Origin of the sequence: Phytopseudomonas straminea (assembly GCF_900112645.1) — a bacterium.
GTDB classification, from domain to species: Bacteria; Pseudomonadota; Gammaproteobacteria; order Pseudomonadales; family Pseudomonadaceae; genus Aquipseudomonas; species Aquipseudomonas straminea.
The window spans coordinates 81964-104656 of the sequence record NZ_FOMO01000008.1 but is presented as its reverse complement, the minus strand read 5'-3'; the positions used below and the strand labels follow the sequence as shown (position 1 = coordinate 104656).

The following is a 22693-nucleotide window of genomic DNA, read 5'->3' as shown; positions in this document are numbered from 1 at the left end:
CGAACTGTTCTGCATGTATCCGCCTCACAGAGGTATGGACAATTACATCAGCAGATTCATGACGGAAACCGGCTGCCAGCTCGAACTCGAGCATTGTCCCACCGGCATCTGCTTCAAGGCGATATCCAACGACGGACAATGCCTGGGGCAACGGCACCTGAGTACGTCACAACTGGGCAACGGTGCCCTCGTGCAAGCGGTGATGCTGGACTTCATCGCCCAGCTCAAGCGGCTGCTCGAGCGGGACGGGCAGACCGTATTCACGCCAACCGATCCATTCGTCGAGAACGCTGATAACGCATCTAAGTAGCTGAACCGCTGCCAGCGAGGCACAAACCCCGTGCGAAACGGCCGCTTCGCAGCTACCTCGCCCGCTCACCCGCCGTATACAGTGAAAGCCTTTCGCTGCTACCGGCCGTACCTGTATGAATCTCTGGTTTCGCCTCTTCCTGATGCTCTTGCGCCGCCCCTGGCGCAAACCAGTTTCGGCGTTCGACACCACCGTGGTGCGCATGCGCGTGTGGCCGCTGGATCTGGACTTCAATCGTCATGTCACCAACGGCCGCTACTTCACCCTCGCCGATGTCGGGCGCATGGATTACGTATTGCGCAGTGGTGCATTCCGGGTGGCGCTGCGCCATCGTGCGTTGCCCATCGTCGGTGACGTGTGGGGCAAGTTTCGCCGTGAGCTGAAGCTGTTCGAAGCCTTCGAAGTTCACTCCCGCATGCTGGGTTGGGATGACAAGTGGAGCTTCATGGAGCATCGCTTCATCAAGGGCGGGCGTGTGGTTGGCGTGGTGATCATGCGTGGGCTGCTTCGTGGGCCTAAAGGCAACGTGTTGCCGGGCGAATTCGCCGCCGAACTGCGCTTGCCCGAGCAATCGCCGCCATTGCCGCAGTGGCTGAGCGACTGGTCCGCCAGTTGCGACCAGTTGAGCGCACAGCTGCGTGATGAGGAGCAGTAGAGGCGGGCGATAGCCCGCCAGAATAAAAAAACGCGAGCTCTGTGCTCGCGTTTTCTTGAGCAATGCAGCCTGGTCGTCAGGCCAGCTTGGCCAGATCGGCCGCGTCGAAGCCCGGCAGCGGCTCGCCCTTGCGGACCTTGTTGGCCCACCCGGCATCGGAGATCAGCACGCGGCCGACGGCGATCAGGTCGAACTCCTCACGCTCCATGCGCAAGTGCAGGTTATCCAGCACCGCGGCGCCGGAACCCTTGCCGCCGAACGCGCCGAAGAAGTCGCCATCCAGGCCGACCGAGCCGACGCTGATGGTTGCCGCGCCAGTGAGTTTCTTCGCCCAGCCAGCGAAGTTGAGCCCTTCGGTACCGTCGATTTCCGGGAATTCCGGTTCCCAGAAACGTCGCTGCGAGCAATGCAGGATGTCCGCGCCGGCATCCACCAGCGGCGCCAGCCATTCGCTCATCTGTTCGGGCGAGGTGGCCAGACGCGCGGCATAGTCCTGTTGCTTCCACTGGCTGACGCGCAGGATCAGCGGGAAGTCCGCACCTACGGCCGCGCGCACGGCGCGTACCGCTTCGGCCGCGAAGCGCGAGCGCTCGGCGATGGTCGCACCGCCGAATGCATCGGTGCGGGTGTTGGTGCCGGGCCAGAAGAACTGATCGATCAGGTAGCCGTGAGCGCCATGCAGTTCCACGGTATCGAAGCCCAGGCGCTTGGCATCGGCAGCGGCCTTGGCGAAGGCGGCCACGGTGTCGGCGATATCTTCCAGACTCATCGCCGTGCCGCGCGGATCATCTGGCGCTACCAGCCCGGATGGGCTCTCGACCGGTGCTTCAGGCTCCCAGCCGCCCTGGCCACGGGTCGAACCGGTGTGCCAGATCTGCGGCCCGATACGCCCGCCTGCGGCATGCACGGCCTTTGCCACTTCAGCCCAGCCGGCCAGCGCCGCATCGCCGTGGAAGAAGGGGATGCCCGGCATGTTGCGCGAGGCCGGGCGGTCGATCACCGTGCCCTCGGTAAGAATCAGGCCGACACCGCCAGCCGCGCGGCGGCGGTAGTACTCGGCATGTTGCGGGCCGGGGATGCCTTCCGGAGCCATGGCGCGGGTCATCGGCGCCATGACGATGCGGTTGGCAAGCTCCAGGCCCTTTAGCGTGAAGGGGCTGAACAGAACGTCGTCGGACATAAAAACTCCATCAGAGGGTCGCTGGCCGCTGGATTGTCAGCGGCTCTGCAAATTGGGAAATACCGGGGCGGCATCTGGCTATCGAACAGGCAATCAGTCTCTCGATCAGGCGGTCATTATTCGGGCCAGGACGGCCTGATGAAGCCAGCGCGGGGTTACCCACATGAACACGACGTTCAGCTTGTTGGCAACACTAGGCACGATGCTGATACGGCCGTTATTCATGGCGCGAATACCGGCGCGCACCACTGGCGGAGTTTTCATCATCAGCCCCTTGAGGGTGGGCGTGATGCGCTGGCGTGCGGCACTGGCGAAGCCGGTGTCGGTCAGGCCCGGGCATAGTGCGGTGACGGTCACGCCGTCGTGTTTGAATTCCCGGTGCAGTGCTTCGCTGAAGCGCAGCACGTAGGCCTTGGCCGCCGAGTAGACCGCAAAACTCTCGACGCCCTGGTAGGCGAGAATGCTGGAAACCTGCAGGATTTTGCCGCGCTTGCGGCGGCGCATGTCCTGGCCGAAGAGGTGGGTCATGACGGTGAGGCTGGCAATGTCCAACTGGATCATCGACAGGGCCGCCTCAGGTTGGCTGCCCAGAAATGGCCCCTGCAAACCATGGCCTGCGTTGTTGATCAGCACATCGACCTCGATGCCCCGTTCTTCAGTCAACCGTTGATGCAAGCGGTTCACGGCTGCGATGTCGGCGAGGTCTACCTGCTCGACCAGCACGTCGATGCGATGTTGCTGGCGCAGGGAGTCTGCCAGTTCTTCGAGCCGTTCCAATCGCCGGGCCACGAGTATCAGGTTATGGCCAGCTGCCGCGTATTGCCTGGCGAACTCCTCGCCGAGGCCACTCGAGGCGCCGCTGATAAGCACCCAGGTGCCTTGATTCGATGGCATGGTCTTAGCCTCGCTGCGCGTCGGCCGGGCGATAGCGCTCAGCCGCCTGGGATTGCTTGATGCCGCTGAGCAGGGCCTGGCGGGCGCTGTTGAGTTTGTCCCAGGCAGCGTCGTCATGCAGGGGAGGAATGGTCACCGCCTCGCGTTTGTCGAAGCCCACCAGTGCGGCATCCACCAACTCGTTGACGTCCATCAGTTCCGCGATGGCGTTGATGTCCATGCCGGCACGTTCCCAGATTTCGGTGCGGGTGGCCGCCGGCAGCACCGCCTGTACATAGACGCCCTTGGGGTTCAGCTCCAGGCTCAGCCCCTGGGACAGGAACAGCACGAAGGCCTTGCTGGCGCCGTAGACAGTCATGCCCAGTTCCGGCGCCAGGCCGACCACCGAGCCGATATTGACGATGCTGCCACCACCGGCCTGCGCCAGGCGCGGCGCAATGGCGTTGGCCAGGCGGGCCAGGGCAGTGGTGTTGAGGGTGATCAGCCGCTCGATTGCGTCTCCTGCCTGCTCCACGAAGCTGCCCGATTGCGCGATGCCTGCGTTGTTGATCAGCACGCCGATGCGCGCATCCTCACGCAGCCGTTTTTCGACGAGCCGGGTGTCATCGGCCTGGCTCAGGTCGGCGCGCAGAATATCCACGGCTACGCCATGTTCGGCGCGCAGCCGGCTGGCCAGCGATTCCAGGCGCGCCTGATCGCGAGCGACCAGCACCAGGTCATGACCACGCTGTGCGAAGCGTTGCGCGTAAACGGCGCCGATACCGGACGAAGCGCCGGTGATAAGTACGGTAGAGAGTTGGCTCATGGTGACCTGCTCGATAGCGGAGTGGGGCGTCGATGCCAGTTAACGACGATGGCGTCGGCACGCTTTAAGATGATGCTCATAATCTTTTATGTCAATGTTTTTTGATTATGGTCGACATCTATGTATAGTAGCTCTCAGCTAATCGACAGGACTTCAGGAGGCATCACCTCATGCGAGTGAGCAAAGCCCAGGCCCAGGCGAACCGTGCGCTGATCGTGGATACGGCATCGCACCTGTTCCGTGAGCGCGGCTATGACGGCGTCGGCGTGGCCGATCTGATGGCTGCGGCCGGCTTCACCCATGGCGGCTTCTACAAGCACTTTGGCTCCAAGGCCGATTTGATGGCCGAGTCCGCGGCTTGCGGTATTTCGAAAACGCTCGAGCGCACCCAGGCGGTAGACGCCGCGCAATTCTTCGATCTTTACGTGTCGCGCCAGCACCGTGATTCTCGCGATGCCGGTTGCACGCTCGCCGCGCTTGGCGGCGATGCGGCGCGCCAGCCGGAGAATCTCAAAGCGATCTTTGCCGACGGTATCGACAGCTTGTTGGCAACGCTGGGGCGTAACGAAGCTTCAGCGGATGGTGATGTGAGCCAAGAGCAGCGTGCCAGGTTGATCGGCCAGCTCGCCCAGGCTGTCGGCGCCATCTTGCTGTCGCGGGCCTGCCCGGATGACTCGCCACTGGCCGACGAAATTCTCAGCGTTTGCCACACGCAGATCTTGGCGGCGACGAAGTGAATTCATCACCTGGCCGTCGCGACGGCGACGACCAGAAACGGAGGCAGAAATGACCCTTTATTACCTCGACGACCTGGCTCCTGGGCAACACTTCAAGGGCAACGCCCGAGCGCGCGTTGAAGAAAATGCCATCAAGGCCTTTGCCCGTGAGTTCGACCCGCAGCCCTTTCATCTCGATAACGAAGCAGCGCGCGATTCGCTGTTCGGCTCGCTGGCGGCCAGTGGCTGGCATACCGCGGCACTGACCATGCGCCTGCTGGTGGACTGCGAGCCGAAGCTGGCCGGCGGCATCATCGGCGCCGGTTTCGACGAACTGCGCTGGCCACTGCCGGTGCGGCCCGGTGACGAGCTGCGGGTCGAGCTCGAGGTGCTGGAGGTACGGCCGTCCAGGAGCAAACCTACCCAGGGCCTGGTCAAGCTGCGCACCACCACCCTGAATCAGCACGATCAGCCCGTACAGGTTTCCGTAGGTAATTTGGTTGTACCGCGGCGCCCCGCGCAGTAAACGCAATAGACCTAGGCCGCCTGGCGGCATGATGACAGTGGAGCAGACCATGAAATACGTAGCGTTCGGCAATACCGGCTTGCAGGTTTCCAAGGTGGCACTAGGCACGGGCAATTTCGGCACGGGCTGGGGCCATGGCGCCGACCCGGATACCAGCAGGAGCATTTTCAATGCCTACGCCGAAGCCGGCGGCAATTTCATCGATACGGCGGACGTCTATCAGTTCGGCCAGTCCGAAGCGCTGCTCGGCACGCTGCTGCAAGGGCGCCGCGAGGATTTCCTGCTCGCCAGCAAGTACACCAGCGGCGCAGTGCCGAACGCCAACCGCCTGGTGACCGGTAATAGCCGCAAGGCCATGGTCGCCTCCGTCGAGGCCAGCCTGAAACGCCTGAAGACCGACCGCATCGACCTTTACTGGGTGCACCATCCCGATGGCCTGACGCCGGCCGAGGAGCTGATCCGCGGGTTCGACGATCTGGCTCGTGCCGGCAAGATCCTCTACGCAGGGCTGTCCAACTTCCCGGCCTGGCGCCTCGCCCATATCGCCACGCTGGCGGAGCTGACGCGGGCGCTGCCCATCGCCGCCGCGCAGTTCGAACATAGCCTGGTGCACCGCGACCCCGAGGCCGACCTGTTCCAGGCCTGTCGGGCGCTGGGCCTGGGCATGCTGACCTGGTCGCCCCTGGGGGGCGGCATGCTCACTGGCAAATATCGCCAGGGCGAGAAGGGCCGGGCCGAGGGACTTGGCGGCCGGGTGTTCCAGGCCGAGAACTCGCCACAGCGCACGCAGATTCTCGATACGGTGCTGGCCATCGCCGAGGAGCTGGGCGCCACGCCAGGCCAGGTCGCCATCGCCTGGGCTGGCAGCCATGGCTCGGTGCCGATCATCGGCCCGCGCTCCCTGGCGCAGGCTACCGATAACCTCGGTTCGCTGGCCGTCGACCTTTCGTCCGAGCAGGTCGAGCGGCTCGACTCGGTCAGTGCACTGGGCGAAGCGACGCCCCTCAGAAAGCCGCTGGCTGGCGGGCAGGTGATCGCCTGATAGCGACGCAGCGCCAAAATCCTCTCCACGCAGTATGATGGCGTATGGCTATGTTGCGCCGGGTGCCTGCCGCCCGGCGTGACACGGCGTATTGTCGGGAGAGGGCATGGATCCGCTGAGCAAGACGCAACTCAAGGAGCTGGTGCGACGGGTGATCGTTGCTCAGGGCAACGCGTTCATCAAGGAACTGCTGCGTGGCACCAACGCCAGGATCGGCGCGACCAAGGAAGACTTCGCTGCCAACCTGGACGCCGCCATCGATGCCGACGAGCTAACCCAGGAAAAGCTCGAAGCCTGGTTGGCGGAAGTCGAGGGCTGGGGCGACCAGCACCTTTACCTGATCGCGCCGCCCGCGGTCGATGGGGCGCGGCTGGCCGCCGGTATCGCCGCGAGCCCTCATGCCGAAGCGCTCGGCGCCAGCGCCAGCCTGGATTTCCCGGAAGCGCTCACGCTCACTCATATCGCGTTGTCCGACGCTGGCCTGTCGTTGCTCTGGCATCAGGGCAAGGCTGGCTGGAATCGCTTCAAACCCAAGGATTTCACACTCGAGGAAGGGCTGGAGCGTTATCGCTTCGACGCCTATCGGCAGCGGCTTGATCGCAGCGTGGTGCGCTTCGAGTGGCGCTTCGCCGACCCCTACTGCCTGGTACTGATTCACCGCAACCCCGAGATCGATCACAAGGCGGTTTTCGGGGATATCCGCCGCACGCTGGTCGCCATCGGTTGCCCGGACGCCCCGGCAAAACCCATCCCCCTTGACCAGGCCGTCAAGGTGGCGGCGAGCAAGGGCAAGGGCGTGCATTCGACCCGCTTCGAACTCGATGGCGGCTATGTGGAGATGGCCTCGACCCTGGCCAATGGCGGAATCGAAGCCGTCGAGCCGGTGCGCGTGGTGCTGCAGGCGGTGGACACCGGCCAGTTCGACCGGGCTCAGGGCATGCTGCATTTCGCCGCCGAAGAACATGGCACCAGCCGTCGCATCGCCGTGCAGGTGTATGGCCGCGACGCGCGGCTGCGTATCTGGGCGCAGTGCAAGCGTGAAGATGTGCTGCGCATCGTCGAACTGCTCTGGGCTTACAACGGCGCATCATGAATACGACACAGTCGGACCGCTGGCAGGTGGAGGTCGAGCGGCGCCTGAGTCAGGGCGTTGAGCTGGAATTCACCCAGGCGCAGTTCGCCCGGACGGTCGAGGCGGCGCCTGACGATGTTGGGCTGAAGATCTTTCTCGACGGCCTGGTCGGTGCCACGAGCGCCGAGCGGCATGAGGTTTACCGCTGCCCAATGGCGCCGTGCGCGCGTCTGCTGCCGGCCGGTATGGCCAACACTGTGTGCCCATTCTGTCAGGCCGATTTCGAGCAGGAAGGTGTGACGGCCGAGGTCGAACCTGTCTATCGGCTGGTGGGCGAGGGCAGTCGCGACATTCGCTGGCTGATCGTCATTCACGGCATGAACAGCCGCGCCAAATGGCAGGAAGCCTTCAGCTGGGAAATCGCCAACCGCCTCAGCTATTCGGCGCCGGTACTGATTTACAAGTACGGCTGGGCGACCATCGACGTGTTCGCCCGCTGGCTGCACGATCGCCTCGCCAGGCGCCTGGGCGAGCGCATGCGCATCGCCATCGCAGAGGCGCAAAAGAGCCGGCTGCCCGACCGGCCGGACATCATCGCCCACAGCTTCGGCACGCTGCTGCTGTCACGGGTGCTGGAGAACCCCGAATTCGCCGACCTGAAGTTTGGTCGCATCATCACTGCAGCGAGCATCGTGCGCCCGGATTTCGACTGGGATCGGCTAATTGCCCAGGGGCGGGTGGAGGCTGTGCTCAATCATGTCGGTGGCCAGGATCGCGCCGTGCCTTTCGCGCAATACGCGATTCCCGGCGCCGGGCCGGGCGGGAAGGTTGGATATCTGGCTGCCTCGACGCTTAACGTGCGGGCCGAGGAGTATGGCCATTCGGGCTTCTTTCTGCCCGAAAATCTGGGCGCGGCGATCTCGCGTCACGGTCTATGGCAGGCGTTTCTGACCCGTCCGTTGGCGCGCTTTCGGCCGGTTGGCGCTTTCGTTGCCGAAGCAGACTGGCGGCCGGCACCGCTAGTGGTGCGGATGTGTACGCGGACATTGGCGTATGGGGTGTTCTGGGTGCTGGCGCCGTTTTCGTGGGTGCGGCGTAAAATCGATCCTTGAGACGGATACTTTTTAGGACCGGTTCGCGACCCGTAGGAGCGGCTTTAGCCGCGAGCTCTTTGTTTGTCTTGAAAAACTCGCGGCTAAAGCCGCTCCCACAAGATCGCGAGCAGCAGCAAAATGGCGTAAGCGGACGCAAGGCCCCTGACTGTGGAAGCGGGTCATGCCCGCGAAAAATCACGGTATGGACTGAGCGTTCCCGCCCGCTGCCACAATGAGTCCGCCAGCATTACCGTGTTGCTTGCGCGCTCAGTGATGTAGGGAGGACAACGCTTTTTTTGTCCACCAATGCGATTGCAAAACGGTGGATGGGTGAAGCTCCATCCATCCTACGAATGGCTACACTTGCCTCGTAACTGCCGCTTCATGTACATAGAGATCGTGACTCAAATCCTCGGCGCGCTCTTGATCGTCGACAGGGCGCGTTCGATGGCTTCATGGGGCGTCGACGGCATGGCCTGCTCGACGTAGTTGTACTTGCTGTTGTCCAGAACCAGCATCTGGGCCTTCTTCGCCAGCTTGTCGATGTCGTAGCCCAGGTCGATGCAGGCACCCATCAAGGCCATGATGGTCTGCTCCAGCACCCTTTCATTCTGTGTCGCCATTTACCCACCTCGGTCATGGCCAGTCAGCGGCCGCATCGAGCGCGGACAATTCCGTGCTCCACTGCTGAGCTATGACTGCACGCCCTGCAGAAGGATTCAGCACAAGTTGCGCGGCTCCACACACTTGCCGATGAGTGACCTGCCGCTGCGCTTACCACGTTATGAGCGATAGGCCGCGCGATAAAACAGCGAGCGCTCGCACAGAGCGGCAGTTGCCGGAGTGCTAAGATTGCCGCCGCCTTTCGCAGCACCGCGCACCACGCGCCAGGCCAGGAAGGCCGCATAAACTCATCATGGACAGGCATCGAACAGACGATGAAAAAATCAGCAGCACTAGCAATCGCGTTGGTAACGGTCGGCGCAATCAGTACCGGCGGGGCCTGGTACACCGGTACCCAGTTACCGGGTGTTCTCGACAATCTGATCGCCGAGGCCAACCGGCAGAGCGCCAATGCGCTGCTCGGCACCAGCGTTTCCAGCAAACTCGAACTGCTGTCGCTGGATACGCGGCTGTTCAGCAGTACGGCGCACTACCGCTTCTCGCTGGACGCACCAGACAAGGACGGTGAGCCGCGGCATATCGAAATCCTGTTGGTGGACAACATCGAGCACGGCCCGCTGCCGCTTTCGCGGCTGGCGCGCCTGAACCTGTGGCCGGTCATGGCTGCCAGCAACTATCAGCTGGAGCCTAACGAGCTGACCCAGAAGTGGTTCGACGCTGCCAAGGGCGCCGCGCCGCTGACCGGTACAGGCGTGCTGGGTTATGACGGCGCGACCCAGGGCACTCTGGTGCTGACGCCGCTGGACTTCGCACCTTCGCCAACCGCCACGGTCAAGTTCTCGGGCATGAACCTGGATATCGAAGCCAGCAAAAATGCTCGGGACGTGCAGGTCAGTGGTGGCATGGACAGCCTGGTCGTCAGCACCACGGATGACACGCCCATGCAGGCTGACCTGCGCGGCCTGACCATCAGCAGCGAACAGCGCCTGGGCAGCGGTGATTTCTACGTGGGCGAGAGCAGCATCAAGCTGGCCACTTCGCAGATCAAGTTCGGCGACAAGCCGGCGTTGTTGATCAAGGACATCGCCCAGACCGGCAGCCTGCAAGAGGCGGGTAGCGCGCTCAATGGGCAGATCGGTTACTACATCGGCAAGGTCAGCTATGACGGCAAGGACATCGGCGGCCTGCGCATGCTGTGGTCCATCAAGAACTTCGACAGCGTGGCGATGCAGTCGCTGATCAAGCTCTATCAGGACAAGCTGACGCCTGCTCAGCAGGCCGCGGCCCTCGGTGAAGAAGCGCCGAAACCCGAGCTTTCGGCCGACGAAGAAGCGCGCATGAAGGCCGATCTCGACAAGCTGCTGGCCGGCAAACCACAGCTGGCGCTGGATAACCTGACGCTCACTACCGAACATGGCCAGGCCTCGCTGCATGTGGCGGTGGACTTGGACAAGCCTGAGTCCTTCGACCTGCCACCTGACGAACTGGCCCGCCAGGTGATCGACAAGCTGGACGCCAAACTGTCGGTCGCCAAGGCGGTGATCGGTGATGGTGTACGCGTGCAGGCGCTGGTCGAAGGCGTCACCGATGCCAAGGCCGTCGAAGAGCAGGCAGCGATGATGACCGAGATGGGCAGCGGCATGGCCCTCGGTACCGGCCTGGTGACCCTGGAAGGTGATGCCCTGCAATCCAGCCTGCATTACGCCGACAACAAGGTGACCTTCAACGGTCAGGACATGAGCGTCGACGAGTTCGCTACCCTGGTGATGGCCAAGACCGGCGGCATGGGCGGCGGTCTGGGTGACGATCCTGCGGCTTACGATTCGCAAGACGGATCGCAGTACGATGAAGGCGCTGAACAGCCCGAGTAACGCGCGCTGCTGATGCAAAAAAGCCAGTCATATCGACTGGCTTTTTTATGCGCTGGTGTTGGCTCAGAAGCTGTACTTGGCAGTCAGCATCAGGTTGCGTGGGGCGCCATAGGTGTCGCCGCCGTACTGCGTGGACGTGGAAATCGACGAGTAGTACTTCTTGTCGAAGATGTTGTTGGCGTTGAGCTGTAGATCCAGATTCTCGTTCACCGCGTAGCCTGCCATCAGGTTGGTGAGGGCGTAGGCTTTTTGCTTGAGACGGTAGCTGCTGCCGTTGTCCAACGGGATATCGTTGTACATCCGGCTCTGCCAGGAAAGGTTGCCGCCGACGCGCAACTTCTCCAGCGGGCCCTGAAAGCGATAGACGGTTGAGAGTTTGAACAGGTGCTCCGGCATATCGGTATCGAAGCGCTGATTCTCATTCTGCGGATTCTTGGCGTCCTTGATGGTGTGCACACGGGCGTAGGTATAGCCCGCGCCCAGTTGCCAGTTCTCGGTCAGCGCCCCCTGAACCTCAAGGTCGATACCCTGGCTGCGTACCTCACCGGAGGCGTCGTAGCATTTTGCCTGCGGGCAGCCCAGCGGCGTGGTTTCAACCGCACGGTTTTCCTGGTCGATGCGGAACAAGGCTGCGCTGGCATTGAGTGCGCCATCGAAGTACTCGCCCTTGATCCCCACTTCGTAGTTCTTGCCAACGATAGGGGTTACCGGGGTCCCGCTGCTGTCCTTCTCGTCTTGCGGGGTGAAAATGTCGCTGTAGCTGACATAGACCGAGTGGTGGTCATCCAGGTCGTAGATCAGCCCGGCGTAGCGGGTGACGTTGCGGGTAACCTTGTAATCGGCCGTCGAGCTTTCCTTGTCGTCGTAGTCGTACCAATCCAGGCGACCGCCGAGGATCAGTTTCAGCGGGTCTGCCAGGCTCAGGCGGGTGGTGACGTAAACGCCATCTTGGGTGGTGACGGTGCGCTTGCTGCCGGTACGCGTGAAGTCCGGTTTGCCGCCGTCTACCGGCCAGGTTGTTACATAAGGGCTGTAGCTGTGGGTGTTCATGTCCGCGATGCGTTTGCTGGCACCTACTACCAGTTCATGAGTGCGCCCGAGAGCCTCGAACGGACCACTGACGAAACTATCCAGACCGATCTTGTGCTCGTCGTATTTGGCTTGCCAGACGGTGCGCTGCAGACTTCTGTCTGCGGCGAATCGTGATTGGTATGAGCCCGAAAAGATCGCGTTCAGGTCGGAGTAATCGGCATTGACCTGTAACTTCCAGTCATTGGCCAGCTGGTGGCGCAGTTCGGCGAACAGCGTATTGGTTTCCTGCTCCTTGTTTTCCCAGCTGGTGCCCGGGTTGTAAGAGCGCGGCAGGTCCTGGTGGCGACCATCGAGGCCGACCAGCGAGGCACCCCAGAAGTTGTTGGTCTTGTCCTTCTGGTGGGAGAAGCCGACGCTCAGGGTGGTGAAGTCGCTCAGGTCCGCCTCGGTGATGGCGTAGAACAGGCCGTGATCTTCTTCGGCGCCGTCGACGTAGCTGTTGGCATCGCGATAGGACGTCACCACCCGACCGCGCAGGGTGCCACTGTCGTTGAGCGGGCTGGAGGCGTCGACTTCGCCTCGGTAGTCGTCCCAGCTGCCGGCCGCGCCGGTGAGAGTGACGCGCTGATCGGCCAGCGGGCGCTTGCGCACCATATTGACCGCCGCCGACGGGTTGCCCGCGCCAGTGACCAGGCCGGTGGCACCGCGCACGATCTCCACCCGGTCGAACATCGCCAGATTCGGCTGCACGCCCACCCCTACACCGTTGTAGCCGCTGGGGATGCCGTCATACATCAGGTTGTCGATCTCGAAGCCGCGGGCGTAATAGGTTTGCCGGCCTGGGCCGCTGGCGTAGCTGAGAAACACCCCGGGCGTGGCGGCGATGGCGTCATTGATGCTGGTCATGCCCATGTCGTCCATGCGCTGACGGGTGATCACGGTAGTCGCCTGGGGCGTTTCGCGCATGGTCATGGGTAGCTTGGTGGCGGTGGACATGGCGCCGGTGGTGTAGGAGCGCGAGCCTTCGGTGGTGCTGCCCAGCTGGGTGTTGGTGATCTCGGTGGCGCCGAGTTCCAGCACACCGCTGGCGGCGCCGTCCTGCGCCTCGCTGCTTTCTTGGGCCATGGCCGGCGTGATGGTAGCCATGCAGATGGCAAGAGCCAGGTGATTGCGGGACGACGCGAAGCAGCGGGGCGGGGTGAGGCGCGACATGGAGGTTCCCTGAATATGTATTTGTAGACGTTATGATTTTGAGAATCGTTATTATTATATTGCCGAAAAGTTCCCCGATGACAACGCATCCTGATCAAATACCTCGGTTGATCAACGGTTTAATGTGTGGAGAGGGGCAAGCATTGGCCGCTCGGCCTACGGCTACCAAGGGGGCGAGATGACACGTGAGCTCGAAAATAGTCTTGCGGTGGTGGTGTTTCGGCCGGCGCGGGTCACCGACCTGCCGGCCATCTACCGGGGCGAACTGGGCTATATCCGCCAGTGGGAACCGCAGCATGAGCACGACTGGCGAATGGTTGCCGAGCGGCATATCGAACAGTGGGTCGAGAACTTCGAGCGGCTGACCATCGCCTGTATCGATGGCGAGCTGGTGGGTTATTCGCTATGGCGAGAGGAGCAGGGCAGTGCCGAGCTGTGCACCCTGCACGTCAGCGAGGCGCACAGGCGCAAGGGGATTGGCCGCAGGTTGATGGAGGGTTATATCGAGCAAGCGCGACAGGCGGGCTTGGAGAGACTGAGCCTGGATGTGCGGGGCGACAATCCGGCCCGGCTGCTCTATGAGCACGCCGGGTTCGTCGCGGTTGGCGTCAATGCTCGCGGCTACCTGCAGTACGAACTGTTTAGCCGCGGGCGGCAGCTTATCGACTGGCTGGCGTCGCCACGGGCGCCTGGGGCTTGAGCGGCTGGGTGCGCGGCAGCAGCGCGGTGGCCAGGCCCAGCAACGGCAGGAAGGACACCAGGTGGTAGACCCAGACGATGCCGTGCACGTCGGCCAGCTCGCCTAGGGCTGCAGCACCGATGCCACCAATGCCGAACATCAGTCCGAACATCAGCCCGGAGACCATGCCCACGCGCCCCGGCACCGCTTCCTGGGCGTAGACCACCAGGGCGGCGAAGGCCGAAGACATCACCAGGCCGATCATGATCGCCAGCACCGCCGTCGCCGTGGCGCCAACGTAAGGCAGGGCCAGGGCGAAGGGCGCCACGCCCATGAAGGAAATCCAGATCACCGCCTTGCGGCCGATGCGGTCACCCACCGGGCCGCCGGCGAAGGTGCCGAACGCCACCGCGGCGAGAAAGATGAACAGGTAGATCTGGCTCTGCTGAACGCTCATGGCGAAGCGCTCGATCAGGTAGAAGGTGAAGAAGTTGGTGAACGCCGCGATGTACACGAACTTGGCGAACATCAGCACGCAGATCACTGCGATGGCCTGGATCACCTGGGCGCGGCCCAGGCCAGCGGTCTGCTTGCCGGCCAGGCTCTTCAGCTTGGCCTGGCCATGGTGCACGCTCCAGATGGTCAGGCGGCAGAGGACGAAGATCGCCAGCGCGGCGGCCAGCATGAACCAGGCGATGGCGTGCTGGCCGTAGGGGATGACGATGGCCGCCGCCAGCAGCGGGCCGAGCGCCGAGCCCGAGTTGCCGCCGACCTGGAAGGTAGACTGCGCGGTGCCGAAGCGCCCGCCTGAAGCCATCCGCGCGATACGCGAGGCTTCCGGGTGGAAGGTCGCCGAGCCCACGCCGACCACCGCTGCCGACAGCAACAGCATCTCGTAACTGCTGGCGAAGGCGAGCAGGGCGATGCCGATAAAGGTCATCAGCATGCCCGATGGCAGCAGGTAGGGTTTGGGATGCTTGTCGGTGTACATGCCGATCCACGGCTGCAGTAGCGAGGCGGTGATCTGGTAGACCAGGCCGATCCAGCCGATCTGCGCGAAGCTCAAGGAGAACTGCGCCTTGAGCATCGGAAACACGGCGGGCATCACCGACTGGATCAGGTCGTTGAGCAGGTGCGAGAAGGCGGCGGCGCCGACCACCGGCAGCAGAAAGTTCTGGGCCTGCGGGGCGGAGGTGGCGGGGGTGAGATCGGGTGTTGTGGATTTCATGGGCAAGGCTTCATATGACGGTCGGGCCTGCTGGCGTTTCGAACCAAGTCACCCGGATGGCGGAACAGGGCGCCAAGCTTAAGGCCGCAAGCGCCGCCTGTCTTGCCCGATTCGGCAATGGCTTAAACTTCCTTGCTGCCAGGCGGGTCGACTTTCAACACACCGCGACCGATGGCAAGACTCGATGCATAACCATCAACAGCTACTGCAGGCGGCCTCTAGCCGATGAGCCGACGCAAGACTGCCGCTCTGACCACGCCCGACGGTCGTTACCTGATCGTCCGTGGTCGGCTGTGGCGCTGTTCCAATCCGGAGCTGAACGAGGCGCAGCGCCAGGCACTGGTGGGCGAGCTGATGGAGGCCCGTCGTCTGGTCAAGGCCGCCAAGGCAGTGGACGACGCCGAATCGCTTCGGCAGGCACGCGGCCAGGTGCAGGCCAGCAAGGTCGCGCTGGGCGAGCGCGGGCCGGTGTGGTGGCGCGATGGCGCGCCGGACTACAACCGCTATCTGGTCGCCAATAGTCCCTACGCCGAGTGGTTCGCCAGCCTCGACTGCGCAAGGGACGAATCGCCTTGTTCGACACAACCGTGACCGAGATCTATATCGCCTGCACAGGGGGCTGGGCACTTCGCCTATCTGTGCGTACGCTGTGCGCGCCCGATTGCTCAGTGCTTGTTCGGCCAAGGGGCAGGGGCCAGGCGATGGCAGGGCGGCGAACAGGGAGTATCAGACGTGCATGATTCCGGTCGACGGCAATTCGACCTGCCTTCCGGTGCGGGTAATCCACGCAGCCTGCTGATCGCCGCGGTGGTTTTCGTCTGCGCCATTTTGCTGCTGTCCACCGCATTGCACGTGAGCTGGGACAAGGCCCAGGCCCTGGCCAAGAACACCGAAGCCATGCAGACCCTGGCGGTGGCGCTGAACAGCCAGGCAGAATCGACCATCCGCGTGGCCGATACCGTGCTCACTGCGCTGGTCTCCATGCACCGCTCCGGCGGCCATGGTGAGGCCAACATTCGTAAACTGAATCAGGTGGCCAGAACCCAGATACGTGAGCTGGGCGAGCTGGATGGCCTGTACATGTCCGACGCTCGTGGCCAGTACTTCCTGGCTACCAATGGCGACACCCAGGCGCTCAACAACGCCGATCGCGTGTATTTCCAACACCACCGAAAGAGTGGCGGCAGCGAGCTGTACATCGGCCAGCCGGTGCTGGGCAAAACCACCGGACAGTGGGTCATCACGTTGTCGAAAGGCATCTATGACGATGACGGCACCTTTCAGGGCGTCGCCCTGGCCACCCTCAGCGTCGAACGATTCCGCACTCTGTACCGTTCGCTGCCGCTTGGCGAGCAGGGCATCGTGGTGCTGGCCAAACGTGATGGCACCATCCTCGCCCGCTCCGAAAGCGATGCACAGACCTACCTGACCAACATTTCCCAGAGCCCGATGCTGCAGGCCATCAACAGTGGCACGCCAAGGGGAGCGGTAACGTTGAACGCCATCGTCGACGGCGTGCGGCGGGTCTACGGCTTCGATTCCAGCCTCAAGTACCCGATGCTGGTGGCGGTCGCCGCCCCCGAGGAGCAGGCGCTGGTGGCCTGGCGGCAGCGTGCCTGGACGATGTGGAGCTTTGCCGTTGGGGCGGTGTTCGGCGTCGGCATAATGGGCTTGCTGGTGCTGCGTGCGCTGGGCCGGCAGTCTGCCATGGCCCTTGAGCTGCGCGCTGCTCATAAGTCCCTGGCGACCGCCAATACCACTCTGAAAACCCTGGCCACTGAGGATGGGCTGACCGGTCTGGCCAACCGCCGACATCTCGACGCCTATCTGGCCAGCGCCTTTTTACGCGCTCGACACGAGGGCACTTCGCTGGCTTTCGCATTGGTCGATGTGGATTTCTTCAAGGGCTACAACGATGCCTACGGGCACCAGCGCGGCGACCAGGCGCTGATCGAGGTCGCCAAGGCGATGCGCGCCCGGGTGCGCCGTGAGGGCGATCTGGTAGCGCGTTACGGCGGCGAAGAAATGGCCATCGTGCTGCCGGGCGTGTCCGCCGAACAGGCCCTGGCCATGGCCGAACAGGTGCGGGAGGCGGTGCAGCATCTGGGTATCGAACATCGTCAGTCCGCCTATGACCAGATCACCGTGAGCGTCGGTGTGGTAGCCGGCGTGCCTGGCGTCGATTTCAGCGACGCCGAAGCCATGGTGGCCGCTGCCGACCAGGCGCTCTACGCCGCCAAGGGTGGCGGGCGCAACCGCGTGGTACTGGCTGCGCTTTAAGCTGCCGATCCGTTGCCCGTCACACCCTATGAGCGCGCCGGGCCGGCCTCCACTTGCTCGCGCAGCAACTGTAGATAACGGCGTGCGCCGAGGCCCAGCGGGCGGCTCTTGTACCAGATCACATCGACCCACAGGCGGATCTGGCTGGCCATGTTGTCGAACTTCACCGCCGCCAGCACACCCGAGTCGATCATCGGCTGTACCAGTGGGTGAGGCAGGTACGCCCAGCCCATGCCGGCCTGTACCAGATCGAGGGTGGCCATGTAGCTGTCGGTCAGCCACACCCGGTGCGACAGCACGATCTGCGGCTCCGAGGCCTGGGGGTCACCGCTGGCCACCACGATCTGACGGGTGTCAGCCATCTGCCCGGCATCCAGCCGCTTGCCCTCACTGTCGAACGGATAGCCCGGCGCTGCCACCGCGGTGAGCAGTTGGCTGCCGGCCTCGGCGAAAGCCTCGCGTTCATCGATACCGGGGCGCTCGAACATCAACGCCACCTGCGCGCTGCCCTCGTGAATCATGCGCACTGCGTCGGTCTGTGCGGCCGAGCGGATTTCGATTTCCAGGGTCGGGAATTCCCGCGCCAGGGTAGTCAGCGGCCGGCTCCAGGCGCCGGTCTGCAGCTCCGGCGCCATGGCGATCACCAGGCGCCGCTCCAGGCCCTTGTGCAGTTGCAAGGCGTGAGCATCAAGCAGGTTCAGCTGGCTGACCACCTGCCGCGCCTGTGGCTCCAGAGCGCGGGCGGCGGGCGTAGGCAGTGCCTTGCGGGTCGAACGGTCGAACAGCTCCAGGTCCAGCTCGGCCTCCAGTTGCGAGACAGCCATGTTCACGGCCGAGGGCACACGGCCCAGCACCCGGGCGGCGGCGGAGAACGAGCCTTCGTCGATGACGGCGAGAAAGACCCGCAGTGATTCGCTGGTGAAGACCATGATTGTCAGATTTCCTGATAACAGTTGTCTTTTTGTATCAGATTTATGCGCTTAGCATCCAGCCCATCAGAACTCGATTCATGAGGTGGGTATGTTCAGGGCAATGGCAGGTCAGGTCGCGTTGGTCAGCGGTGCCGGCAGCGAGAGTGGCATCGGTATGGCCATCGCGCGTCGCCTCGGTGCTGCGGGCGTCAAGCTGATCGTCACCGCCAGCAGCGCGCGCATTGCCGAGCGAGTGGCCGAGCTGCGCGCTGCGGGCTTTGAAGCCGAAGGCCGCGCGGTCGACCTGACCGACGAGGCCCAGGTGCAGGACTTCGCCCGTTGGGCCGAAGCCTGCTGGGGGCAGATCGACATCCTCGTCAACAACGCCGGCATGGCCATGCAGGGTAGCCCCGAGCCTTTCGTCGAGGTCTCCAAGATGAGCCTGGATATCTGGAACCTGTCGATCTCGCGCAACCTGACCACCGCCTTCCTGCTTACCCGCGCTGTGCTGCCGGGCATGCAGCAGCGCGGTTATGGCCGCGTGGTGCACGTCAGTTCGGTGACCGGTACCCGCGTCGGCAACCCAGGTGAGGCCGGTTACAGCGCGGCCAAGGCCGGCATGGTCGGCCTCAACCTGTCGCTGGCGCTGGAGGTGGCTGGGCAGGGGATCACCGTCAACTCAGTTGCGCCAGGCTGGATCGCCACCGGCGCCACCCAGCCGGAAGAACAGCGCGCCGCCGCCTACGTGCCGGTGGGGCGCGCCGGGCATCCCGAAGAAGTCGCGGCCGCGGTGGCCTTTCTGGCGTCGCCGGAAGCCAGCTACATCACTGGCGAGACGCTGACCATCGATGGCGGTAACGCGCTGATCGAGAACAAGGCGCCCTGAACACAACCTGTCAACCGATTACCAAACGGCTTGCAGAGCCGAGGAGTGAACCTGATGCAACCTGTCGTTCTGATTACCGGTGTGCTCGGCGGAATCGGCCAGGCCGTGTGCGAGCGTTTCGCCGCCAGCGGCTGGCGCGTGTTCGGTACCGACCTGGACGCAACCGGCCTGGCTGGCCTGCAGGCCGCTGGCAAGGTGGTCGGCGCCCACGCCGCGGACATCCGCAAGCCCGGCGCCTGCCGCGAGGTGGTCGCCGCGCTACTGGCCAGCACCGGCCGCCTGGACGCCCTGGTCAACTGCGCCGGTGTGTGGCGTGAAGGTCCGGTGGAGACATTCAGCGAAGAAGACTTCGACATCGTGCTGGACGTGAACCTCAAGGCCACCTTCTTCATGTGCTCGGCCAGTATCCCGGCGCTGCGCGAGAGCAAGGGCGCCATCGTCAACATCTCCAGCGACGCCGGCCGCCAGGGCAACCGCAACGCCGCTGCGTACTGCGCGAGCAAGGGCGCGGTGACCGTCATGACCAAGGCGCTGGCGCTGGACCTGGCCCCCGATGGCGTGCGCTGCAACAGCGTTTCGCCGGGCGATGTGGAAACCCCGATGCTCAAGTTCCAGGCCGAGCGCTACGGCAATGGCGACATGAGCGCCTACTACCAGGAGCTGCTCGCCAAGTATCCGCAAGGCGAAGCCGCCCGTTTCATCCAGCCCGGCGAAGTGGCCGATCTGGTGTTCTTCCTCTGCCAGAGCAGCACCCGCTCGATCACCGGCGCGGACCTGGCAATCGACTGTGGTGTGTCGGCCGGCAACTGAGTGTTGCGCCGACCCAATTGACAATAATAGGAGCCTTCCCATGTACCAGAGTGGCATCAACGATAAAGCCGTAGAAACCTTCGCAGCCCGTGAGCGCGAGGTTTTCCTGCAACGCAACCCGAAATCCGCCGAGCTTGCCAAGCGTGCCCGCAACTCCCTGTTCGGCGGCGTGCCGATGCACTGGATGAACGACTGGTCGATGCCCAGTTCGTTGTTCGTCAGCCGCGCCAAGGGCGCGCGTTTCTATGATGTCGACGGCCACGAGTACATCGACTTCTGCCTGGGCGACACCGGCAGCATGTTCGGCCACTCGCCGGATCCCATCGCCAAGGCACTCGCCGAGCAGGGCGCCAATGGCCTGACCACCATGCTCCCGGGCGAAGACGCGATCATCGCCGGGGAACTGCTCGCCGAGCGTTTTGGCCTGCCGTTCTGGCAGGTGGCGACTACCGCGACCGACGCCAACCGCTTCGTGGTCCGTTGGGCCCGCGCCATTACCAATCGTAAGGTGCTGCTGGTGTTCGACGGCTGCTACCACGGTACTGTCGACGATGTGATGGTGCGCTGCAAGGAGGGCCGTACCGTGCACCGCGGCGGCCTGATCGGTCAGGCCCGCAACTTGGCCAAAACCAGCCGCGCCGTACCGTTCAACGATGTAGCGGCGCTGGAAGCGGCCCTCGCCCAGGGCGACGTGGCAGCGATTCTCTGTGAGCCGGCGATGACCAACATCGGCATGGTGTTGCCCGAGCCAGGCTTCATGGAAAAGGTCCGTGAGCTAAGCAAGAAATACGGCAGCCTGCTGATCATCGACGAAACTCACACCATCTCCACCGGCCCTGGCGGTTGTACCAAGGCCTGGAATCTGAAGCCGGACTTCATCACCCTCGGCAAGCCGATTGCTGGCGGCGTGCCGTGCTCGGTGTACGGTTGCAGCCACGAAATGGCCCAGGCCATGCGCCTGGCCCAGCAGCACGCCAGCGAAACCAGCAGCGGCCACGGCCACAGCGGCATGGGCACCACGCTGTCGGCCAACGCCCTGGCGATGCGCTGCATGCGGGTGAACCTGGAGCAGGTGATGACGCCTGCTGCCTACGAGCACATGCTGTCGCTGTCGGCACGTCTGGCCGAGGGCCTGCGCGGCCTGGTCAGCAAGCACGGCCTGAACTGGTCGGTGACCGAGCTGGGCGCGCGCTGTGAATTCCAGTTCTGTGCCACTTCGCCGAAAACCGGTGCCGAGGCCGAAGCGGCGTTCCACGACAACCTGCAGATGGCCATGCACCTGTACCTGATCAACCGCGGCATCCTTATCACGCCGTTCCACAACATGACCCTGTGCAGCCCGGAAACCACCGCTGCCGACGTCGACAAGCTGATCGCCACCCTCGATGAGGGGCTGAACGAGCTGCTGGCGATTCCCGGTGCCCGCGCCTAACCCTGCTGGCCGGCGCGATCGTGATGATTGCGCCGGTGTTTCCGTCATCCTTTTCGAGTACTGATCATGCAATTCGCCGACATTCAGGAAGCCCGCGATTTTCTCGCTGCCCACCCGGAGGTGCGCAGCATCGAACTGATGCTGATCGACGCCAACGGCATTCCGCGCGGCAAGCTGCTGCACCGTGAAGAGCTGCTGGCGATCTACCAGAACGGTCGCCCGCTGCCCAGCTCCATCCTGGCCCTGACCATGCAGGGTGAGGACGTCGAAGCCACCGGCCTGGTCTGGGAAGTGGCCGACGCCGATTGCTGGACCTACCCGCTGCCCGGCAGCCTGACCCTACAACCCTGGCGCAGCACACCAACCGGGCAACTGCAGGTGAGCATGCACCCGACTCAGGGCCTGCCTGCCGCGCCAGCCGATCCGCGCCACGCGCTGGTGCGGGTTATCGACCGACTCAAGGCTGACGGTTTCTACCCGGTAATGGCTGTGGAGCTGGAGTTCTACTTGCTCGACAAGCAGCGCGACGCCAGCGGCCGCCCGCAACCGGCGGTACAGATGAATGGCGTGCGCCCCGAAGCACCCCAGGTTTACGGTGTGTACGAGCTGGAGCAGGTGCAGCCGTTTCTCGATGATCTCTATGCGGCCTGCGAAGCCCAGGGCCTGCCAGTACGTACGGCGATTTCCGAATACGCACCGGGCCAGCTGGAGCTAACCCTGGAGCATCGCTTCGATGCGCTGCAGGCCGTCGATGAGGGCCTGCGCTACAAGCGCCTGGTCAAGGGCGTGGCCAACAAGCACGGCCTGCAGGCCTGCTTCATGGCCAAGCCGTTCGGCGACCTGGCCGGCAGCGGCATGCACATGCACGTCAGCCTGGCCGACGAACAGGGCAACAACCTGTACGCCAGTGAGGACCCGCAGGGCACACCGCTGCTGCGCCACTCCATCGGCGGCATGATGGCCACGCTGCTCGACTCCCTGGCGATCTTCTGCCCCAACGCCAACTCGTTCCGTCGCTTCCAGGCCAACAGCTACGCGCCGCTGGCCAAGAGCTGGGGCGTTAACAACCGCACCGTGTCGTTCCGCGTACCGGGCGGCCCGGCGGTCAGCCGCCATATCGAGCACCGCATCTGCGGCGCCGACGCCAACCCGTACCTGGCGGCCGCGGCGATTCTCGCCGGCATCCATCACGGCATCCGTGAGCAGATCGATCCGGGCGCCGCCATCGTCGGCAATGGCTACGAGCAGGCCACCGAGTTCCTGCCCACCGACTGGCTTACCGCATTGCGCGCGCTGGAAGCGTCGACCTGGGCCCGCGAAGCCCTGGGCGAGGAATTCCTCAAGGTGTTCCTGGCGATCAAGAAAACCGAGTACCGTCAGTTCATGGCTGAGGTCGGCGAGCAGGACTGGCGCTGGTATCTGAACCACGCCTGA

General features: G+C 63.7%; 21 protein-coding genes and 1 pseudogene. 15 read left to right on the top strand and 7 right to left on the bottom strand.

What is annotated here, in order from left to right; genetic code table 11:
- Positions 1–58: 58 nt before the first annotated feature.
- Both BM279_RS18325 and BM279_RS18320 read left to right on the top strand, forming a co-directional pair.
- Positions 59–310 carry a hypothetical protein gene (locus BM279_RS18325; RefSeq protein ID WP_143103615.1) on the top strand — a complete coding sequence of 84 codons (252 nt, stop codon included), beginning with the start codon at positions 59–61 and terminating at the stop codon, positions 308–310.
- A gap of 115 nt (positions 311–425) precedes the next feature.
- Positions 426–965 (top strand): thioesterase family protein, encoded by a 540-nt coding sequence (locus BM279_RS18320; protein ID WP_093506072.1) that lies wholly within the window; start codon positions 426–428, stop codon positions 963–965.
- A 76-nt stretch (positions 966–1041) separates the two neighbouring features.
- Here the strand turns inward: BM279_RS18320 and BM279_RS18315 are convergent, their stop codons facing one another.
- From BM279_RS18315 to BM279_RS18305, 3 genes are all read right to left on the bottom strand, one after another.
- On the bottom strand, positions 1042–2145 hold the full coding sequence (locus tag BM279_RS18315) for an NADH:flavin oxidoreductase (protein WP_093506070.1): 1104 nt from the start codon (positions 2143–2145) through the stop codon (positions 1042–1044).
- Positions 2146–2250: 105 nt separating this feature from the next.
- Entirely contained in the window at positions 2251–3039 is a 789-nt protein-coding gene (locus BM279_RS18310) for an SDR family NAD(P)-dependent oxidoreductase (protein WP_093506068.1), read from the bottom strand.
- A 4-nt stretch (positions 3040–3043) separates the two neighbouring features.
- Positions 3044–3844, bottom strand: a complete 801-nt coding sequence (locus BM279_RS18305; RefSeq protein ID WP_093506066.1) for an SDR family NAD(P)-dependent oxidoreductase — start codon at positions 3842–3844, stop codon at positions 3044–3046.
- 170 nt (positions 3845–4014) lie between these two features.
- On the opposite strand from BM279_RS18305, the gene BM279_RS18300 reads away from it, so the two are divergent.
- The 5 genes and pseudogenes from BM279_RS18300 to BM279_RS18280 all read left to right on the top strand — a co-directional run bounded on the left by BM279_RS18300 (position 4015) and on the right by BM279_RS18280 (position 8312).
- Positions 4015–4581, top strand: coding sequence for a TetR/AcrR family transcriptional regulator (locus BM279_RS18300; protein WP_093506064.1), 567 nt, complete (start codon positions 4015–4017; stop codon positions 4579–4581).
- A gap of 49 nt (positions 4582–4630) precedes the next feature.
- The gene (locus BM279_RS18295) at positions 4631–5086 is read left to right on the top strand and encodes a MaoC family dehydratase (protein WP_093506062.1); all 456 of its coding nucleotides are present in this window, start codon (positions 4631–4633) and stop codon (positions 5084–5086) included.
- 49 nt (positions 5087–5135) lie between these two features.
- Positions 5136–6166, top strand: a pseudogene (locus BM279_RS18290) (aldo/keto reductase).
- Positions 6167–6234: 68 nt separating this feature from the next.
- Entirely contained in the window at positions 6235–7221 is a 987-nt protein-coding gene (locus tag BM279_RS18285; protein ID WP_093506058.1) for a hypothetical protein, read from the top strand.
- The gene (locus BM279_RS18280) at positions 7218–8312 is read left to right on the top strand and encodes a hypothetical protein (RefSeq protein ID WP_093506056.1); all 1095 of its coding nucleotides are present in this window, start codon (positions 7218–7220) and stop codon (positions 8310–8312) included. The genes BM279_RS18285 and BM279_RS18280 overlap by 4 nt, the downstream gene beginning before the upstream one ends.
- Positions 8313–8698: 386 nt before the next feature.
- Here the strand turns inward: BM279_RS18280 and BM279_RS18275 are convergent, their stop codons facing one another.
- A complete protein-coding gene (locus BM279_RS18275) occupies positions 8699–8917 on the bottom strand; it encodes a hypothetical protein (protein ID WP_013790309.1) in 219 nt (72 codons plus the stop codon).
- A 315-nt stretch (positions 8918–9232) separates the two neighbouring features.
- Here BM279_RS18275 and BM279_RS18270 point away from each other — a divergent pair, with 315 nt between their 5' ends.
- A complete protein-coding gene (locus BM279_RS18270) occupies positions 9233–10789 on the top strand; it encodes a YdgA family protein (protein WP_093506054.1) in 1557 nt (518 codons plus the stop codon).
- Positions 10790–10852: 63 nt separating this feature from the next.
- Here BM279_RS18270 and BM279_RS18265 read toward each other — a convergent pair whose 3' ends face one another.
- Positions 10853–13033 carry a TonB-dependent siderophore receptor gene (locus tag BM279_RS18265; RefSeq protein ID WP_093506052.1) on the bottom strand — a complete coding sequence of 727 codons (2181 nt, stop codon included), beginning with the start codon at positions 13031–13033 and terminating at the stop codon, positions 10853–10855.
- Positions 13034–13211: 178 nt separating this feature from the next.
- On the opposite strand from BM279_RS18265, the gene BM279_RS18260 reads away from it, so the two are divergent.
- Entirely contained in the window at positions 13212–13733 is a 522-nt protein-coding gene (locus BM279_RS18260; RefSeq protein ID WP_093506050.1) for a GNAT family N-acetyltransferase, read from the top strand.
- On the opposite strand, the gene BM279_RS18255 is transcribed toward BM279_RS18260, so the two are convergent.
- Positions 13693–14940, bottom strand: coding sequence for an MFS transporter (locus BM279_RS18255; RefSeq protein ID WP_093506048.1), 1248 nt, complete (start codon positions 14938–14940; stop codon positions 13693–13695). The genes BM279_RS18260 and BM279_RS18255 overlap by 41 nt on opposite strands.
- A gap of 225 nt (positions 14941–15165) precedes the next feature.
- On the opposite strand from BM279_RS18255, the gene BM279_RS18250 reads away from it, so the two are divergent.
- On the top strand, positions 15166–15531 hold the full coding sequence (locus BM279_RS18250) for a hypothetical protein (RefSeq protein WP_093506046.1): 366 nt from the start codon (positions 15166–15168) through the stop codon (positions 15529–15531).
- A 141-nt stretch (positions 15532–15672) separates the two neighbouring features.
- A complete protein-coding gene (locus BM279_RS18245) occupies positions 15673–17220 on the top strand; it encodes a GGDEF domain-containing protein (RefSeq protein ID WP_093506044.1) in 1548 nt (515 codons plus the stop codon).
- A gap of 26 nt (positions 17221–17246) precedes the next feature.
- Here the strand turns inward: BM279_RS18245 and BM279_RS18240 are convergent, their stop codons facing one another.
- Positions 17247–18149 carry a LysR family transcriptional regulator gene (locus BM279_RS18240; protein ID WP_013790316.1) on the bottom strand — a complete coding sequence of 301 codons (903 nt, stop codon included), beginning with the start codon at positions 18147–18149 and terminating at the stop codon, positions 17247–17249.
- A gap of 91 nt (positions 18150–18240) precedes the next feature.
- Between BM279_RS18240 and BM279_RS18235 the strand changes: the two genes are divergently transcribed.
- The 4 genes from BM279_RS18235 (at position 18241) to BM279_RS18220 (ending at position 22693) form a co-directional block, all read left to right on the top strand.
- Positions 18241–19017 carry an SDR family NAD(P)-dependent oxidoreductase gene (locus BM279_RS18235; protein ID WP_093506042.1) on the top strand — a complete coding sequence of 259 codons (777 nt, stop codon included), beginning with the start codon at positions 18241–18243 and terminating at the stop codon, positions 19015–19017.
- A 54-nt stretch (positions 19018–19071) separates the two neighbouring features.
- Positions 19072–19827 (top strand): SDR family NAD(P)-dependent oxidoreductase, encoded by a 756-nt coding sequence (locus tag BM279_RS18230; RefSeq protein WP_093506040.1) that lies wholly within the window; start codon positions 19072–19074, stop codon positions 19825–19827.
- Positions 19828–19867: 40 nt separating this feature from the next.
- Positions 19868–21259, top strand: coding sequence for an aspartate aminotransferase family protein (locus BM279_RS18225; RefSeq protein ID WP_093506038.1), 1392 nt, complete (start codon positions 19868–19870; stop codon positions 21257–21259).
- Between the two features lie 66 nt (positions 21260–21325).
- Positions 21326–22693, top strand: a complete 1368-nt coding sequence (locus BM279_RS18220; RefSeq protein WP_093506036.1) for a glutamine synthetase family protein — start codon at positions 21326–21328, stop codon at positions 22691–22693.